This is a genomic window from Streptomyces sp. NPDC003042 (assembly GCF_053591315.1).
This window is the reverse complement of record NZ_JBSFTP010000016.1, coordinates 17,140-32,776: the sequence shown is the minus strand read 5'-3', so window position 1 is coordinate 32,776 and position 15,637 is coordinate 17,140. Positions and strand designations below refer to the sequence as shown.

At 71.3% G+C, this 15,637-nt stretch carries 15 protein-coding genes and 1 pseudogene; 9 read left to right on the top strand and 7 right to left on the bottom strand.

Annotated features, from left to right (window positions below; all coding sequences use genetic code 11):
- Window positions 1-8 precede the first annotated feature (8 nt).
- The 5 genes and pseudogenes from ACWDYJ_RS11805 to ACWDYJ_RS11785 form a co-directional block, all read left to right on the top strand.
- A complete protein-coding gene (locus ACWDYJ_RS11805; RefSeq protein WP_451565351.1) occupies window positions 9-818 on the top strand; it encodes a hypothetical protein in 810 nt (269 codons plus the stop codon).
- Window positions 815-1,567, top strand: coding sequence for a hypothetical protein (locus ACWDYJ_RS11800; protein ID WP_451565350.1), 753 nt, complete (start codon window positions 815-817; stop codon window positions 1,565-1,567). The genes ACWDYJ_RS11805 and ACWDYJ_RS11800 overlap by 4 nt, the downstream gene beginning before the upstream one ends.
- Entirely contained in the window at window positions 1,564-1,875 is a 312-nt protein-coding gene (locus ACWDYJ_RS11795; RefSeq protein ID WP_451565349.1) for a helix-turn-helix domain-containing protein, read from the top strand. The genes ACWDYJ_RS11800 and ACWDYJ_RS11795 overlap by 4 nt, the downstream gene beginning before the upstream one ends.
- The gene (locus tag ACWDYJ_RS11790) at window positions 1,872-3,011 is read left to right on the top strand and encodes a hypothetical protein (RefSeq protein ID WP_451565348.1); all 1,140 of its coding nucleotides are present in this window, start codon (window positions 1,872-1,874) and stop codon (window positions 3,009-3,011) included. Before ACWDYJ_RS11795 ends, ACWDYJ_RS11790 begins: the two co-directional genes overlap by 4 nt.
- Before the next feature lie 373 nt (window positions 3,012-3,384).
- Window positions 3,385-3,645 (top strand): annotated as a pseudogene (locus ACWDYJ_RS11785) (NUDIX hydrolase); the annotation flags it as partial.
- 71 nt (window positions 3,646-3,716) lie between these two features.
- On the opposite strand, the gene ACWDYJ_RS11780 reads toward ACWDYJ_RS11785, so the two are convergent.
- Both ACWDYJ_RS11780 and ACWDYJ_RS11775 read right to left on the bottom strand, forming a co-directional pair.
- Window positions 3,717-3,926, bottom strand: a complete 210-nt coding sequence (locus ACWDYJ_RS11780; protein WP_451565347.1) for a hypothetical protein — start codon at window positions 3,924-3,926, stop codon at window positions 3,717-3,719.
- Window positions 3,926-4,882, bottom strand: coding sequence for an EamA family transporter (locus tag ACWDYJ_RS11775; protein ID WP_451565346.1), 957 nt, complete (start codon window positions 4,880-4,882; stop codon window positions 3,926-3,928). Before ACWDYJ_RS11775 ends, ACWDYJ_RS11780 begins: the two co-directional genes overlap by 1 nt.
- A 123-nt stretch (window positions 4,883-5,005) precedes the next feature.
- Between ACWDYJ_RS11775 and serC the strand changes: the two genes are divergently transcribed.
- Both serC and ACWDYJ_RS11765 read left to right on the top strand, forming a co-directional pair.
- Window positions 5,006-6,124, top strand: a complete 1,119-nt coding sequence (gene serC, locus ACWDYJ_RS11770; protein WP_451565345.1) for a phosphoserine transaminase — start codon at window positions 5,006-5,008, stop codon at window positions 6,122-6,124.
- Window positions 6,125-6,325: 201 nt separating this feature from the next.
- Window positions 6,326-9,535 (top strand): sacsin N-terminal ATP-binding-like domain-containing protein, encoded by a 3,210-nt coding sequence (locus tag ACWDYJ_RS11765; protein WP_451565344.1) that lies wholly within the window; start codon window positions 6,326-6,328, stop codon window positions 9,533-9,535.
- A 6-nt stretch (window positions 9,536-9,541) separates the two neighbouring features.
- Here the strand turns inward: ACWDYJ_RS11765 and ACWDYJ_RS11760 are convergent, their stop codons facing one another.
- The 4 genes from ACWDYJ_RS11760 to ACWDYJ_RS11745 all read right to left on the bottom strand — a co-directional run bounded on the left by ACWDYJ_RS11760 (window position 9,542) and on the right by ACWDYJ_RS11745 (window position 13,256).
- Window positions 9,542-9,985 carry a hypothetical protein gene (locus tag ACWDYJ_RS11760; RefSeq protein WP_451565343.1) on the bottom strand — a complete coding sequence of 148 codons (444 nt, stop codon included), beginning with the start codon at window positions 9,983-9,985 and terminating at the stop codon, window positions 9,542-9,544.
- Window positions 9,982-10,269 carry a hypothetical protein gene (locus ACWDYJ_RS11755; protein WP_451565342.1) on the bottom strand — a complete coding sequence of 96 codons (288 nt, stop codon included), beginning with the start codon at window positions 10,267-10,269 and terminating at the stop codon, window positions 9,982-9,984. The genes ACWDYJ_RS11760 and ACWDYJ_RS11755 overlap by 4 nt, the downstream gene beginning before the upstream one ends.
- Window positions 10,270-10,339: 70 nt before the next feature.
- Window positions 10,340-12,793 (bottom strand): HAD-IC family P-type ATPase, encoded by a 2,454-nt coding sequence (locus ACWDYJ_RS11750; protein ID WP_451565341.1) that lies wholly within the window; start codon window positions 12,791-12,793, stop codon window positions 10,340-10,342.
- Window positions 12,794-12,884: 91 nt separating this feature from the next.
- On the bottom strand, window positions 12,885-13,256 hold the full coding sequence (locus ACWDYJ_RS11745; RefSeq protein WP_451565340.1) for a DUF2530 domain-containing protein: 372 nt from the start codon (window positions 13,254-13,256) through the stop codon (window positions 12,885-12,887).
- Window positions 13,257-13,410: 154 nt separating this feature from the next.
- Between ACWDYJ_RS11745 and ACWDYJ_RS11740 the strand changes: the two genes are divergently transcribed.
- Window positions 13,411-14,841, top strand: a complete 1,431-nt coding sequence (locus tag ACWDYJ_RS11740) for an NCS2 family permease (protein WP_451565339.1) — start codon at window positions 13,411-13,413, stop codon at window positions 14,839-14,841.
- Here the strand turns inward: ACWDYJ_RS11740 and ACWDYJ_RS11735 are convergent.
- Window positions 14,834-15,016, bottom strand: a complete 183-nt coding sequence (locus ACWDYJ_RS11735) for a ribbon-helix-helix protein, CopG family (RefSeq protein WP_266574969.1) — start codon at window positions 15,014-15,016, stop codon at window positions 14,834-14,836. The genes ACWDYJ_RS11740 and ACWDYJ_RS11735 overlap by 8 nt on opposite strands.
- Before the next feature lie 173 nt (window positions 15,017-15,189).
- On the opposite strand from ACWDYJ_RS11735, the gene ACWDYJ_RS11730 reads away from it, so the two are divergent.
- A complete protein-coding gene (locus ACWDYJ_RS11730; RefSeq protein WP_451565338.1) occupies window positions 15,190-15,627 on the top strand; it encodes a MarR family winged helix-turn-helix transcriptional regulator in 438 nt (145 codons plus the stop codon).
- Window positions 15,628-15,637 lie beyond the last annotated feature (10 nt).

Below are 15,637 nucleotides of genomic sequence, written 5' to 3'. Positions count from 1 at the left end.
GATTCGCCATGCCCGAACCGTGCCGCACGAGCGGTGCTTTGCCTGCTCCACTAGGCATTCTGGGATTCGACCTCGTAGGTTTCACCGAGCTGGCGGACGTGCAGCTCGCACCGATGAGTGCGCTGATTCCCGACCTCGTGCACCGAGCACTCGTGACGGCGGGGATGGGCGAACTGTGGGACACCAAGCGCTTCCCCGCGAGCACGGGTGACGGAATCGTCTTCGGTTTCGATCACTGCGCCCTCCCTTCAGTCCTCTCGCCCTTCCTCGATGTACTGGAGGAGGAACTCGTCAAGCACAACGCCAGCTCGCCCGGCCCACGCGTCCGCCTCCGCGTCGCCGTCCACCTCGGACCGCTGCCGGATGACGGATCGCCGGGCGACGGCAACGGGACCGCACGGAACGACACCCACCGGTTGTTGGATTCCGTACCCGTCAAACAGGCCCTTGCGCAGGCCGAACCGGAGGCCACCCACGTCGCGGCCATCATCTCCCAGCGCGTCTACGAGGATGTGGTGCTGGGCGGACACACCACCCTGCATCCTGCCCACTGTCTCAAGGTGGACGCGACGGTGCCCGGCAAGCGCTTCTCGCAGCCCGCATGGGTGTACGTTCCCCGCCCCTCCGGGAGCCTCCTCCACATCGGGCCCTCCCCGGCCGTGCAGGCCGCGCCTCCCCGGACGTACAGGTCGATCGTGCTCCCCCCGTTCTCGGACGGCCTCGACTACGCCCTTGCCCTGAAGCACCTCGCACAGGTCTCCGCGGAGGCGGCGGACGCGCTGTACCGGATCGTCCTGGACCGGGGAGCGGGCTCATGACTCCGATCATGTCGAACCGCGTCTTCGACGCGATCGGAAGGCGACTCGTCACCTTCTCCCCCGAGCCGCCGGCCCTCGTCGTATCCGGCGCCGATCGCCGCGTCCTGAGGCTGACTCCGGCGGCGGCCCGGGATGTGCTCTACGGCCCCGAAGGGGACGAAGAACTTCGCCGCGCCATCTGGCGGCAGGTCGTTTCGGAGGCTCAACAGGAGGTGTCGGACAGCGGGCCGTGGCGCCTGCTGGCCATCTGGCTGGCGTTGCCGCGCTTGTACCGCACAGTGCACAAGTCCGCGGCACGCTTGGGGGCCGATCCGGCCGACATCCAGGCCGAGGCCGTGCTGGGCCTCCTCGAACGGTTGCAGACCATCGATCCGCAGGAACAGCGTGTCGGCGACGCGCTGGCCAAGGCCGCGAGCAGCCGAGCATGGGCCTTGGCACGCCAGTCCGCCAAGGAGACACGCGTGGCGGACATCGCGGCGGTCGCGGCGGCCCGCCTCGCCCGCCGGCCGACCGACACGGTCACGGAGCCGGAGCAGGGCTGGGAGCTCCAGGTCGCCCCGCCCGACCGCCCGGACGGGTTGTCCGCCCCGATCCGGTTCACGGCCTCCCCTTCGCAGATCGAGGGCGAGCGGATCGGTGCGCTCGCCCAAGGGCTGGGTCTGCGGGACATCGTCCACCGCGCCCGCAGGCCCGGTGAGGGAACGCTGATCGGAACCCTGTCACTGCGACCCGCCGGAGGGCACCGATGAGTGAGCGCAAAGGTCCCCCGCTGTCGTTCGCGGAGGCTTTCGACCTCCCGCTGAGCATGGATCTCCGTACCGCCGCGAGGGCCTTCGGGGTATGCCCGGGCACCGCCTACAAGTTGATCCGCTTGGGCCGCTTCCCGTGCCCCGTCCTGCGGCTCGGCCGCCGCTACCGCATTCCGACGTCCTTCGTCCTGCGGGCCCTGGGCATCGAGGAGAGGCCCGTCTACGCCATCGATCTGGAGGCCGGCGCCGACTACGCGGCCGAAATCCAGCACGCCGCCCACCGCGAAGAAGAGGAGTACCGCGCATGACCGCCATGACCACCGCCGTCACCACCGCAGTCACCCCCGAGGCAGCCGACGCGCAGGACCGCACCCTCAGCTGCTTCGTCATCGGTCCGATCGGCGACAGCCTCGCCACCCCCGGTACTGAGGCCGCACAGGCGTACGAGGCCGCGTTCGACGTCTTCGACAAGGTCATCCGGCCGGCCTGCGCACAATTCGGCATCGTCCCGGTTCGGGCGGACGAGCTCGCCGGCGCCGGGGAGATCACCGAACAGATCTGCCGTCACGTCCTCATGGACGACATCGTCATCGCCGATGTGGGTGGTGGCAACGCCAACGTCATGTACGAACTCGGTCTGCGCCACGTCACAGGCAAGCCCACGATCCACATCGGGGAGAACGGACAGCTCCCGTTCGACATCTCCCCGATCCGCACCATCCGGTTCACCCGTACTCGAGGCGGCCTCATGGATGCGCGCCGGAGCCTGGAAAAGGCGTTGCACGAAGGCATCCACAACGGCTTCGACCTGCTGACACCCGCCAGGATTCAGCGGGGACTGCAGGTCTCCGACGACGCACCGGGCGGCGCCCCCGACGACGAGCCGGTGGACGAGGACGCTCCTGGGCTCATCGACCGATTCATCGCGATCGAGGAACAGATGGATGCCCTGACGGAGGACGCCGACGCCATGGCGGCGGCACTCGCTCGCATCGCCACGGCAACCGAGGAATCCACCCCGGAGATGGAACGGGCCAACCAGCCGGGCTTCCCACTGAGTGCCCGTATGCCGCTGCTGATGAAGTACGCCTCGTCCATCAGCGGACCGGCCGCAGACCTGAGGGACAGCGCCACGCGATTCGCCGAGCGGATGGGCGATGTCGACACCGCCGTGAATGCCGCACTGGACTTCCACCAGGCCACGCCGCCGGACGAACGTGGCGACAGCGAAAAGGAGTTCATCAGTGGACTGATCGGAACCGCCGAGGGGACGCGGCAGGCCATGGAAGGCATCACCGCCTTCGGCACGGCGATCAAGTCGATGGTCGGCATGAGCAGGGAGCTGCGCGGTCCGGTCAAGGACATCGCCGCCGCCCTCAAGCAGGTCAGCACGGTCGTCGGCCGTATCGACGCCTGGGAGCGACGCGCCCGCGCCATCGCCTGATCGACACCGAGAGGCCCGGACCGCGCGGCGGTCCGGGCCGCAGGGCACATTTCAGCCGTACGCCCGGAAAACCGGGAAACCGGGAAACATCACCGATGTCGCGCCGATACCGAATGCTCCGCTCCGGGCCCAGAGCGCACACACGTTCATGTCACTCGGCGCAGAGGATGACCTGGCGTAGCCTCAGCCGACTTCTCCCAGCCTCTCACCTCCCTGCATCCCGAGCTCGACGCGACCGCGCTCACCGCGTACGCCACCGCGCTGGAGACCGGCGAACCCGGCGGCCTGTCCCCTGCTCGGGCCGCCGAGATCGACGGGCTCCGGTCCCTCGCCGTCTTCAACCGCGGCAAGGTCACCGGCGCCGACGGGGCTGGAGGAGACCGGCATCGAAGTCGAGGTGGACGGGCTCACTGGGGTCTACAAGAACACGACGCGGGGCGTTGTCGCCCTGGTCTTCCGCTGCAAGCCGTCCGGCGGGAGCGAACGGGCGTCGGAGGAGTTCACCGCGGCGAACTGGCTCGCTCCCGAAGAGACATCGGAACGGATGGCCGACGTGTACGCGGTCCGGCTGCTGGACGCGCTGGACGGCATGAGTCCTCATGTCCGGAGCCATGACCGCCGCCGATTGATCTGAGCGGCAACGGAGTACGGAGTGGGTCGCGTGACGTGCCCCGTCCTGAGGCGGGCGGCGTGCCCGTCGGCGCGCTACGCGCAGACGGGACCGGGCGGCGCCGAGGCCGTCGTGCGCAGGAGGTCGCGGATCAGGTCTAAGTCGATCCGGTCCGGGCTGCGGAAGCGGAGGCGGCCCTTGCCCGTGTCGTGGGCGGCCAGGCGGTCCGCGAAGGCGTCACGGAGGGCCGGGCGGCGCGCCTGCAGGGGCTCGGCCGGGTGGGTGTCGACGGCGGCGGCGTCCATCAGACCGCCTTCTTCCCGCGTCCGAGCCCGAGCTGGGAGCGGACCGCGCCCATGCTGGCCGCGATCACGAGGGCGATGGCGAGCGCGTCGAGCGCCGACATCGCCTGGTTCAGGACCAGGAAGCCGGCGGTGGCCGCGATGGCCGGTTCGAGGCTCATCAGGATGGCGAAGGTCGGGGCGGGCATCCGGCGCAGGGCGAGCAGTTCCAGGGTGTACGGGAGGACGGAGGACAGCACGGCCACGCCCACGCCCAGCGCCAGGGTGCTCGGGACGAGCAGGTCGGAGCCCGCCTCGAGCACGCCCAGGGGCAGCGAGAGGACCGCCGCCACCGCCATCGCGAGGGCCAGGCCGTCCGCCTGCGGGAAGCGGCGGCCGGTTCGGGCGCTGAAGACGATGTACGCCGCCCACATCGCGCCCGCTCCGATCGCGTAGGCCGCGCCCGCCGGGTCGAGGGAACCGAAGCCGAAGCCGCCACCGCCGTGGCCGGACAGCAGCACCACCCCGCCCAGCGCGAGGCCCGCCCAGAGCACGTTCACCAGGCGCCGCGAGACGATCACCGACAGGGCCAGCGGGCCGAGGACCTCCAGGGTCACGGCGGGGCCGAGCGGGATGCGGTCGATGGCCTGGTAGAAGAGGCCGTTCATGCCGGCCATGGCCACGCCGAAGGCGACGACCGTGCCCCAGTCCGCACGGGTGTAGCCGCGCACCTTGGGGCGGCACAGGACCAGCAGCACCAGCGCGGCGGCCGCCAGGCGCAGCGTGACCACGCCCGCCGCTCCCGCCCTGGGCATGATCACGACCGCGAGGGCGGCCCCGAACTGCACCGACACCCCGGCCGAGACCACCAGCGCGACCGGGCCGAACCGGGACCCCCGGGCGGGGGCCTGGACCGCAGCGGCGGCGACGGGTGCGGCGGGGGCGGGGGAGGTCGTCGGGGACGAGGAAGGTGCGGGCATGCATCCAGACTAAGGGGTGGGTAAGGACCATCACCGCGTGTTTTGCCTTACATCGGGGGCCCCTGCGTCTCATCGAGTGGACTCCGTTCCAAGGCGCGGACCGGGACCCGATACGCTCCGCTCGTGGCTGAGATCCAGATTCCCGCTGACATCAAGCCCGCCGACGGACGCTTCGGCGCGGGCCCCTCCAAGGTGCGGACCGAGGCGCTGGACGCCCTCGCCGCCACCGGTACCTCCCTGCTCGGAACCTCACACCGCCAGGCCCCGGTCAAGAACCTGGTCGGCTCGGTGCGCCAGGGCATCCGGGACCTCTTCTCCCTCCCCGAGGGCTACGAGGTGATCCTGGGCAACGGCGGCTCCACCGCCTTCTGGGACATCGCGACGCACGGGCTCATCGAGCAGAAGTCCCAGCACCTCACCTTCGGCGAGTTCTCCTCCAAGTTCGCCAAGGCCGCGAAGCTCGCGCCGTGGCTGGACGCGCCGTCCGTGATCTCCTCGGAGCCGGGCACCCACCCGGAGCCGGTCGCCGAGGCGGGCGTGGACGTGTACGCGTACACGCACAACGAGACCTCGACGGGTGTCGCGGCGCCGGTCAAGCGGGTCGCGGGCGCCGACGCCGGGTCCCTCGTCCTGGTGGACGCGACCTCGGGCGCCGGCGGTCTGCCCGTGGACATCACCGAGAGCGACGTCTACTACTTCGCCCCGCAGAAGTCCTTCGCCTCGGAGGGCGGCCTGTGGCTGGCCGCGTTCTCCCCGGCGGCCCTGGAGCGGGCGCAGCGCGTGGCCGACTCCGGCCGGCACATCCCGGAGTTCTTCTCCCTGCCGACGGCGATCGACAACTCGCTGAAGAACCAGACGTACAACACCCCGGCGCTCTCCACCCTCTTCCTGCTGGACCAGCAGCTGCGGTGGATGAACAGCCAGGGCGGACTGGACTTCACGACCGGCCGTACGGCGGCCAGCGCGCGCAACCTGTACGGCTGGGCGGAGGCGTCGAAGTACGCGAGCCCGTTCGTCCAGGACGCCGACAAGCGCTCCGCGGTCATCGGCACGATCGACTTCTCCGACGACGTCGACGCGGCGGCGGTCGCGAAGGTGCTGCGCGCCAACGGCATCGTGGACACCGAGCCGTACCGCAAGCTCGGCCGCAACCAGCTCCGTGTCGCGATGTTCCCGGCGATCGACCCGGCGGACGTCCAGGCGCTGACCGTGTGCGTCGACTACGTGATCGAGCGGCTCTGACCGCGGACGCGCACCCTGTTCGGAGCCCCCGGTGACCTCTGGTCGCCGGGGGCTCCTTCGCACGTCACGGGCACGGCGTAAGGGGCGCCCCGCCCCACGCGATACCTTCAGGACTTCAGGGCTCGGCATTCTTGAAGGCAGTACGGCAGCAGTACGGCAAGCAGTACGGCAGAGGTACGGCAGCAGCATGGAGGCAGCGGCGTGAGCGTGCGAGTGACAGCGGCCCAGACCGGCGTGGACCCCTTCGGCACGGCCCGGCTGCGGCGCGGGGTGCTCGACGCCTGGGGCGCGGGCCCGGCCCGGTTCCGTGAGGACGCCAACGCCGAGGAGGACCTGGCCCTCGGCGGCTACCGCGACCGGCTCGTGGTCGAGCTGGCGCAGAACGCCGCCGACGCCGCCGCCCGCGGCGGGGTTCCCGGCCGGCTGCGGCTCACCCTGCACCCCGGTGTGAACGGTCACGCTGTACTGGCCGCCGCCAACACCGGTGCCCCGCTGGACGCGACCGGCGTGGAGTCGCTGAGCACCCTTCGGGCCTCCGCCAAGCGCGAGCCCGCGAAAGCCGCCGGAGCCGCCGGAGCCGGGGACGCCGCCGAGACCGTCGGCCGCTTCGGCGTCGGCTTCGCGGCCGTCCTGGCCGTCTCCGACGAGCCGGCCGTGCTGGGCCGCCACGGCGGTGTCCGCTGGTCGCTGGCCGAGGCCCGCGAACTGGCCCGGGACGCCGCCAACGGCAGCCCCGGCCTCGGCGACGAGCTGCGCCGCCGCGACGGTCACGTCCCACTGCTGCGGCTTCCGCTGCCCGCCGAGGGCACCGCTCCGGAGGGTTACGACACCGTCGTGGTCCTCCCACTGCGCGACCCCGCCGCCGAGGACCTGGTCGAGCGCCTCCTGGCCGGCATCGACGACGCCCTGCTCCTCACCCTCCCCGGGCTGCGCGAGGTGATCGTCGAGACCCCGTCCGGCGGCACCCGTACGCTCCACCGGCGCACCGAGGGCCCGTACACCGTCATCGATGACACCGCATCCGGTACGCACCGCTGGCGCACCGTCCGCCACAGCGGCCCCATCGAGCGGGCCCTGCTCGCCGACCGGCCCGTCGAGGAGCGGCTGCGGCCCGTCTGGACCGTCACCTGGGCCGTGCCCGTGGACGCCGACGGCGCGCCCGAACGCCCCGGCACCGCGCCCGTCGTGCACGCGCCGACCCCCACCGACGAGCCGCTGGGCATCCCCGCGCTGCTCATCGCGTCGCTGCCCCTCGACACCTCCCGGCGCCACCCCGCGCCGGGACCCCTGACCGACTTCCTGACCGAGCGCGCGGCGGACGCGTACGCCGAGCTCCTCGGCGCCTGGGACCCGGTGAGCACCGCGCTGATCGACCTGGTGCCCGGCCCGCTCGGCAAGGGCGAGCTGGACGGGGCCCTGCGCGCCGCCGTGCTCCAGCGGCTCCCCCGTACGGCCTTCCTCGCGCCGGCCGCCCCGGCCGCCCCGCCGCAGGAGCCCGAGGAACACCACGACACCCACGACACCCACGAGACCCACGACCGCCCCAGGGCCCGGCACGCCCTGCGCCCCTTCGAGGCCGAGGTCGTGGAAGGCGCGGGCGCCGACACCGTACGCGTCCTCGCGGAGGTGCTGCCGACCCTGCTCCCGGCCGGCCTGGAGCGCCGCTCCGAGCTGCGCACGCTGGGCGTCGGCCGGCTCCCCCTCGGCGACGCCATCGAGCGGATCGCCGGCATCGAGCGGACCCCGCAGTGGTGGCACCGCCTCTACGACAGCCTGGCCGGGGTGGACCCCGACCGGCTCTCCGGGCTGCCCGTGCCGCTGGCCGACGGGCGCACCGCCATCGGGCCGCGCCACATCCTGCTGCCCGGCGCCGACACCGCCCCCGAGAGCCTGGCCCGCCTGGGCCTGAAGGTGGCCCACCCGGACGCCGCGCACCCGCTGCTGGAGAAGCTGGGCGCGCTCCCCGCCAGCGCGCGGGCCGTCCTGACGACTCCGCAGGTCCGCGCGGCCGTGGCCGCCTCCCTCGACGCGGGCGAGATCTGGGACGAGGACGCGCTGGACGCGGAGGAACTGGCCGAGGTGGTCCTCACCCTGGTCCGCGACGCCGCTCTGAACCCCGGCGACGAGCCCTGGCTGGGCGCGCTGGCCCTGCCCGACGAGGACGGCGAACTCACCCCGGCGGGCGAACTGCTCCTCGCGGGCAGCCCGTTGGCCTCCGTCCTGCGCGAGGACGAGATCCCGTACCTGGACGCCGACCTCGCCGCCCGGTGGGACGGCGAGACCCTCGCCGCCTGCGGGGTGCTGACCGCCTTCCAGCTGGTCCGCGCGAGCGACGTCGTCCTCGACCCGGACGAACTGGAGCCCCGCGAAGGCGACTTCGCCGAGCCCGACGACGTCGGCCTGCTCGACGCGGTCGACGTGTGGTGCGAGGACGTACTCGACCAGCTGCCGGAGTCCCACGTGCCGCCGGTGGCCACCGAGATCGTCGCCGTCCGCGACCTCGACCTCGTCGACGACGACCGCTGGCCCCAGGCCCTGGCGATGCTCGCGCAGCCCCCGCTGCGCGACGCGCTGACGCAGCCCGTACGCATCCTGCTCCCCGACGGCACCACCCAGTCCGTGCGCCCGTACACCGCCTGGTGGCTGCGCGACCACCCGGTGCTCGACGGCCGCCGCCCCGCCGGGCTGCGCGCCGCCGGGGGCGACCCCCTGCTGGAGGGCCTCTACACCCCGGCCGACGCCACCGGCTTCGAGGACGAGCAGGTCCTGCGCGCTCTGGGCGTACGCACCACCGTGCCGGCCCTGCTGGACGAGCCGGGCGGCGCCGCCGAGCTGCTGGGCCGGCTCGCCGACCCGGACCGCGAGGTGTCGGGCCGCCAGCTGCACGGGCTGTACGGGGCGCTGGCCGACCTGGACCCCGAGCAGGTCACCCTCCCGGACGAGCTGCGCGCGGTGGTGGACGGCGAGGTCGTGGTGGTCGACGCGGCCGACGCGGTGATCGCGGACGCCCCGGACCTGCTGCCGCTGACGTCGGGCCTCCCGCTGCTCCCCGTGGCCCCGTCCCGCGCGGCGGACCTCGCGGAGCTGCTCCAGGTGCCCCGCCTGTCGGACACGGTCCCGGCGGAGGTCACCACGCCGGGCGAGGTGCACGAGGTCCCCGAGCCGGTCCGCACCCTCCTGGGCCCGTCGACCCCGTCGACGTACGTCGAGCACGAGGAACTGATCGCGGGCGGCACCGAACTCGACTGGCGCCGCACCCCCGACGGCACCCTGCACGCCTCCACCCTGGAGGGCGTGGCGGCCGGCCTCGCCTGGTCGGCGGGCCAGTGGCCCCGCCGCTTCGAGGTCGCGGCCCTCCTGGAGGACCCGTCCCGCACGCCGGAACTGGCTCGCGACCGGTGGTTCGACTGAGGCTGTCTAGAGGGGCTCGATCTCTACGGGATGCCCGGCGAGGAAGCGCCCCATGTCGTCCACATCAGACGTGAGCACAGCAACGTCGTCGCCGCGCTCGGCGGCTTGGAGCGCCACCGCAGCAAGGACGGAGTCGATCGCGTACTTGTGCCCGTGCAAGCCCGCGTGCTTGAGGAGTTTCAGCGCGGTCGTGGTGATGGCCTCGTCGACATAGACGACTTCGATCCGCGACAGTGTCGAGTCCCACGCCTTGCTCCGTGCGCCCGCCCGTGGATCACAGGCCTCCAGGATGGTGAGCGGCGACGTGACGACGTGGATCCCCGACTGCGATGAGGCCTTGAGGAAGAGACCCAGCGTCTCGTCACCGCGAGCGGCTTTGGAGAGGGCCTCACAGTCGAAGACGAACGTACGACGGCGCGAAGGGAGCCGCCGCCCGGAGCGAGGTGTCATGCGGCGCGCTCGTCCGCGCGCCCATCCGCCGCCTCACGGGCACGGCGCTCGTCGTGGCGCGCGTCGATCGCCGCGATGCGGTCGAGCACAGCCTCGTACGCCTCGTCGCTGTAGGGGCCGTATTCCCTCTCCAGCAGCTCCGACAGCTCGCTCAGTTTGTCCATCGCATCCGCGTGCGCCGCGGCTTCCGCGATGTACGCGGACACCCCTCGTGCGTCCACCCGGGAACGGATGGACTCCAAAAGTTCCTCCGGCACCGTGATCGTGATCTTCTTCGTAGCCATATAGCAAGTATGACTACGTCGCGAGCATCAAGCCCATCACTCTGAAGGGTGAAAGTGACAGCCCAGCCCGCTACGCCGGAAACCTTCGGTCCACCCACCTGAACGTGAACTCGATCAAGGTCGCCGCCGTCGCCGCGATCGCGACCGCGATCCACGGCATCGTCACGCCCTCCAGCTTGAGCTGGAAGAACTCCTGGAGCCACGGCACGACCAGGACGATCAGGAAGGCGCCGCCCATCGCGCCGACCAGGCCGACCCGCCACCACGTGTACGGGCGGGCGATGATCGCCAGGACCCACATCGAGGTGAGGAACAGGGCCAGCGTCGCCGCGCTGGTCTCGGACTTCAGGGCCTCCGCGCCGGTGTAGTGGTGGCGTGCGACCACGTACGTCACGAAGGTGGCCGTCGCCGCGATCACCCCGCCCGGGATGGCGTAGCGCATCACGCGTTTCACGAAGTGCGGCTTCGCGCGCTCCTTGTTCGGGGCCAGGGCCAGGAAGAAGGCCGGGATGCCGATGGTCAGCGTGGACAGCAGCGTGAGGTGGCGCGGCAGGAAGGGGTACTCGACCTGGGAGCAGACCACCAGGATGGCCAGCAGCACCGAGTAGACCGTCTTCGTCAGGAAGAGGGTGGCGACCCGGGTGATGTTGCCGATGACCCGGCGGCCCTCCGCGACCACCGAGGGCAGGGTCGAGAAGCTGTTGTTGAGCAGGACGATCTGGGCGACGGCCCGCGTCGCCTCGGAGCCGGAGCCCATCGCGACGCCGATGTCGGCGTCCTTGAGGGCGAGCACGTCGTTGACCCCGTCGCCGGTCATGGCGACCGTGTGGCCCCGGGACTGGAGGGCGCCGACCATGTCGCGCTTCTGCTGCGGGGTGACGCGGCCGAAGACGGCGTTGCCGTCGAGGACCTCGGCCATCTCGGCCCGGCCGGCGGGCAGCTCGCGGGCGTCGACCGTGTGCTGCGCGCCCGGCAGGCCGAGCTTGCCGGCCACGGCGCCCACGGAGACGGCGTTGTCCCCGGAGATGACCTTGGCCTTGACGGCCTGGTCCTCGAAGTAGCGCAGGGTGTCGGCGGCGTCGGGGCGCAGCCGCTGTTCGAGCACGACCAGGGCGGTGGGCCTGGCCCCGCCGGCCACGGCGGGGTGATCGAGCTCGCGGGCCGAGCGGGCGAGCAGGAGGACGCGCAGGCCCTGCGCGTTGAGGTCGTCGATCTCCTCCAGCGCCGGGTCCCCGGCCGGGAGGAGGACGTCGGGGGCGCCCAGCAGCCAGGTGTTGTTCTCGCCGTCGCCCTCGCTGAAGCTGGCGCCGCTGTACTTGCGGGCGGAGGAGAAGGGGAGGGACTCGGTGCAGCGCCACTCGTTGCTGTCGGGGTAGGCGTCGATGATGGCCTGGAGGCTGGCGTTGGGGCGGGGGTCGGATTCGCCGAGCGCGCCGAGCACCTTCTTGACGTACGCGGCTTCCGCGCCGCCGAGGGGGCGCAGCTCGGTGACGTCCATGCCGCCCTCGGTGAGGGTGCCGGTCTTGTCGAGGCAGACCACGTCGACACGGGCGAGGCCCTCGATGGCGGGCAGTTCCTGGACCAGGCACTGCTTGCGGCCGAGCCGGATGACGCCGATGGCGAAGGCGACGGAGGTGAGGAGGACGAGCCCCTCGGGGATCATCGGGACGATGCCGCCGACGGTCCGGGCGATGGAGTCCTTGAGGTTGGAGTCCTTGACGATCAGCTGGCTGACGATGAGGCCTAGGGAGGTGGGAACCATCATCCAGGTGACGTACTTGAGGATGGTGGAGATGCCGGAGCGCAGCTCGGAGTGGACGAGCGTGAAGCGGGAGGCTTCCTCGGCGAGCTGGGCGGCGTAGGCCTCGCGGCCGACCTTGGTGGCGGTGAAGGCGCCGCCGCCGGCGACCACGAAGGAGCCGGACATGACCTGGTCGCCGGATGTCTTGAGGACGGGGTCGGCCTCGCCGGTGAGCAGGGACTCGTCGATCTCCAGGCCGTCGGCCTCGCCGACGACTCCGTCGACGACGACCTTGTCGCCGGGACCGAGTTCGATGACGTCGTCGAGGACGATCTCGGAGGTGGAGATCCCGGCGGTGGTGCCGTCGCGGCGGACGCTGGGTTTGGCCTCGCCGATGACGGCGAGTCCGTCCAGGGTCTTCTTGGCACGCAGTTCCTGGATGATGCCGATGCCGGTGTTGGCGATGATCACGAAGCCGAAGAGGCTGTCCTGGATCGGGGCGACGAAGAGCATGACCACCCACAGGACGCCGATGATGGCGTTGAAGCGGGTGAAGACGTTCGCGCGGACGATCTCGGTGGTGGAGCGGGAGGAGCGGACGGGAACGTCATTGACGTCTCCGCGGGCGACGCGTTCGGCGACCTCGGCGGTGCTCAGGCCGCCCGGTCTGAAGGGGGGCGCCGGCGGTTCGACGGGGTGTACGGGGTCCAGCTCGGCCCCCGCGTCGATGGCGGCGCCGGTCCGCTCCGGCCCGTCGTGATCGATCCTCGCCCGCTGCGTCATGCATTCGACGGTAGAGGGCCTTCGAACGGTTCACCCGCCGAGCGGTGCGAAGATCCGACTTCAGGATGAGCGGAATCCTCCTCGGGTCCCCCTACGCGTCGCGGTCCCCCCGAGGAGCCTCGTGCGCCGCGGCCTCAGTAGCGGCCTCGGTCTCAGTCTCAGTCTCAGCCTCGGCCGCGGTCTCAGCCTCGGCCGCGGTCTCAGCCGCGGCCGCGCGCTCGGCGGCGTGGCGCTGGAGCGCGGCCTCACGTCCGCGGACGTACCAGATGCCGATCAGGCCGAGTCCACCGCCGGCCGCGCAGGTCCACAGCCACCACAGCAGGTCACGGTCGGCGAACCACCCGTAGAACGGCAGCTGGACGACGAACATGGCGAACCAGAGGATCGTGCCGCCGGTGATGGTGGAGACGACCGGGCCCTCCAGGGGCTCGGGCGCCTCGTGCTTCGCAGTCCACTTCGCCATGCGGCAAGTCTAGGTGGCGCCCCACGAGGTGAACGCGCGGTCGGGTCTACGCGCGGAGATGGACTGACTCTCGTTCATCTGTTCATACTGAAACGGTTTGCCTGCGACCGGATTCGTTCGTATGAATCGCCAAATAGACCAGTTTGAGGACCGCATGCTCACCTCGGCACCCCCCGCCGCGGCCCCCACCAACGGCCTGGACCGCTACTTCAAGATCTCGGAGCGCGGCTCGACCGTGGCCCGCGAAGTGCGAGGCGGTCTGGCGACCTTCTTCGCGATGGCGTACATCATCGTGCTGAACCCGATCATCCTGGGCAGCGCCAAGGACATGTACGGGCACCAGCTCGACGGCGGCCAGCTCGTCACCGCCACCGTCCTGACGGCCGCCTTCTCCACCCTCCTCATGGGCGTCATCGGCAACGTCCCGATCGCGCTCGCGGCCGGCCTCGGCGTCAACACCGTCGTCGCCCTCCAGCTCGCCCCGCGGATGAGCTGGGCCGACGCCATGGGCATGGTGGTGCTGGCCGGCTTCGTGGTGATGCTGCTGGTCGCGACCGGCCTGCGCGAGCGGGTCATGAACGCCGTCCCGCTGGGCCTGCGCAAGGGCATCGCGATCGGCATCGGCCTGTTCATCATGCTGATCGGCCTGGTCGACTCCGGCTTCGTCTCCCGCATCCCGGACGCCGCGCACACCACCGTTCCGCTCCAGCTCGGCAGCAACGGCCACCTGCACGGCTGGCCGATCCTGATCTTCGTGGTCGGCGTCCTGCTGACGCTCGCGCTGCTGATCCGCAAGACGCCGGGCGCGATCCTCATCTCCATCGTGGTCACGACCGTGATCGCCGTCGCCGTCCAGCTGATCGCCCAGCTGCCCGCCGGAGCCTGGGGCCTGACCGTCCCCGAGTGGCCGGGCAACCCGCTGTCCGCGCCCGATTTCGGCCTCGTCGGCGAGGTGAGCCTCTTCGGCGGCTTCGAGAAGGTCGGGATGCTGACGGGCGCCCTCTTCGTCTTCACCGTGCTGCTGTCCTGCTTCTTCGACGCGATGGGCACCATCCTCGGTGTCGGCGACGAGGCGAAGCTGATCGACAAGAGCGGCGACTTCCCCGGCATCAACCGGGTCCTGCTGGTCGACGGCCTGGCCGTCGCCTCGGGCGGCGCGACCTCGTCCTCGGCGACCACCTGCTTCGTGGAGTCCACCGCCGGCGTCGGCGAAGGCGCCCGTACGGGCCTGGCCAACGTCGTGACGGGCGGCCTCTTCACCGTGGCCCTCTTCCTGACCCCACTGGCCACGATGGTGCCCTCCCAGGCGGCCACCCCCGCCCTCGTGGCGGTCGGCTTCCTGATCCTGGCCGGGTCGGTCAAGGACATCGACTGGAGCGACTTCACCATCGCCGTCCCGGCCTTCCTGGCCATGGTGACGATGCCGTTCACCTACTCGATCACCAACGGCATCGGCATCGGCTTCGTCAGCTTCTGCGCGCTGCGCCTGGCGACGGGCAGGGGCCGCGAGGTCCCGGCCGCGATGTACGTCGTCTCGGCCGTCTTCGTCTTCTACTACGCGATGCCCGCGCTGGGGCTCACGTGAGGCCGTAGAACTTCTCCGTCTCGTCGACCGCGGTCTTGAACCGCTCGTCGAAGTCATCGCGAATGAGCGTCCGGACGACATAGTCCTGGACGCTCATTCCGCGTTTCGCGGCATGGTGCCGGAGCCGCTCCAGCAGCTCTCCGTCTATGCGCATGCTCAGCACATGTGTCCCCATGCCGACAGGGTCGGGCCACAGGGTGGCGATGCGTGTCACTTTCCGCAGCCGACTCACCCGTACGAGTGACGCAGGGGTGCCGCGCGGGCGGCGTACCGGTGGCGTGCGGGCGGCGTACGGGCGGCGCCGTTCACCGGTTTTCCTTAGCGAGAGTAATGAGTTACTCTAAAGACATGCCTGACTTCTCCCATGGCGACGACGCAGCCGCCGTGAACGACCTCCGCTCCGCCGTCATGCGGCTGGGCCGGCGCCTGAAGCACCAGCGCGTCGACGAATCGCTGAGCCCGACCGAGATGTCGGTCCTCGGCACCCTCGCGCGCTGCGGCCACGCCACCCCCGGTGAGCTGGCCCGGCGCGAGCACGTCCAGCCGCCGTCGATGACACGCATCGTCGCGCTGCTGGAGGCCAAGGGGCTGGTCACGCTGGAGCCGCACCCGGACGACCGCCGCCAGAAGGTGGTCCGCCAGACGGAGGAGGCCGAGGCGATGCTCGAAGAGAGCCGCCGCAAGCGCAACGCCTTCCTGGCCGGGCTCGCGGCCGAGCTCACCGAGGACGAATGGGCCAAGCTCCGCGAGGCCGCACCGGTCCTGGAGAAGCTCGCACACCTGTAAGAACGACGCC

What these genes read in the sequence shown, in the direction of transcription:
- ACWDYJ_RS11805 (WP_451565351.1), top strand. Translation starts at nt 9, where the DNA reads ATGCCCGAACCGTGCCGCACGAGCGGTGCTTTGCCTGCTCCACTAGGC.
- ACWDYJ_RS11800 (WP_451565350.1), top strand. Translation starts at nt 815, where the DNA reads ATGACTCCGATCATGTCGAACCGCGTCTTCGACGCGATCGGAAGGCGA.
- ACWDYJ_RS11795 (WP_451565349.1), top strand. Translation starts at nt 1,564, where the DNA reads ATGAGTGAGCGCAAAGGTCCCCCGCTGTCGTTCGCGGAGGCTTTCGAC.
- ACWDYJ_RS11790 (WP_451565348.1), top strand. Translation starts at nt 1,872, where the DNA reads ATGACCGCCATGACCACCGCCGTCACCACCGCAGTCACCCCCGAGGCA.
- ACWDYJ_RS11780 (WP_451565347.1), bottom strand. Translation starts at nt 3,926, where the DNA reads ATGGACGCCGCCGCCGTCGACACCCACCCGGCCGAGCCCCTGCAGGCG.
- ACWDYJ_RS11775 (WP_451565346.1), bottom strand. Translation starts at nt 4,882, where the DNA reads ATGCCCGCACCTTCCTCGTCCCCGACGACCTCCCCCGCCCCCGCCGCA.
- ACWDYJ_RS11760 (WP_451565343.1), bottom strand. Translation starts at nt 9,985, where the DNA reads ATGACACCTCGCTCCGGGCGGCGGCTCCCTTCGCGCCGTCGTACGTTC.
- ACWDYJ_RS11755 (WP_451565342.1), bottom strand. Translation starts at nt 10,269, where the DNA reads ATGGCTACGAAGAAGATCACGATCACGGTGCCGGAGGAACTTTTGGAG.
- ACWDYJ_RS11750 (WP_451565341.1), bottom strand. Translation starts at nt 12,793, where the DNA reads ATGACGCAGCGGGCGAGGATCGATCACGACGGGCCGGAGCGGACCGGC.
- ACWDYJ_RS11745 (WP_451565340.1), bottom strand. Translation starts at nt 13,256, where the DNA reads ATGGCGAAGTGGACTGCGAAGCACGAGGCGCCCGAGCCCCTGGAGGGC.
- ACWDYJ_RS11740 (WP_451565339.1), top strand. Translation starts at nt 13,411, where the DNA reads ATGCTCACCTCGGCACCCCCCGCCGCGGCCCCCACCAACGGCCTGGAC.
- ACWDYJ_RS11735 (WP_266574969.1), bottom strand. Translation starts at nt 15,016, where the DNA reads ATGGGGACACATGTGCTGAGCATGCGCATAGACGGAGAGCTGCTGGAG.
- ACWDYJ_RS11730 (WP_451565338.1), top strand. Translation starts at nt 15,190, where the DNA reads ATGCCTGACTTCTCCCATGGCGACGACGCAGCCGCCGTGAACGACCTC.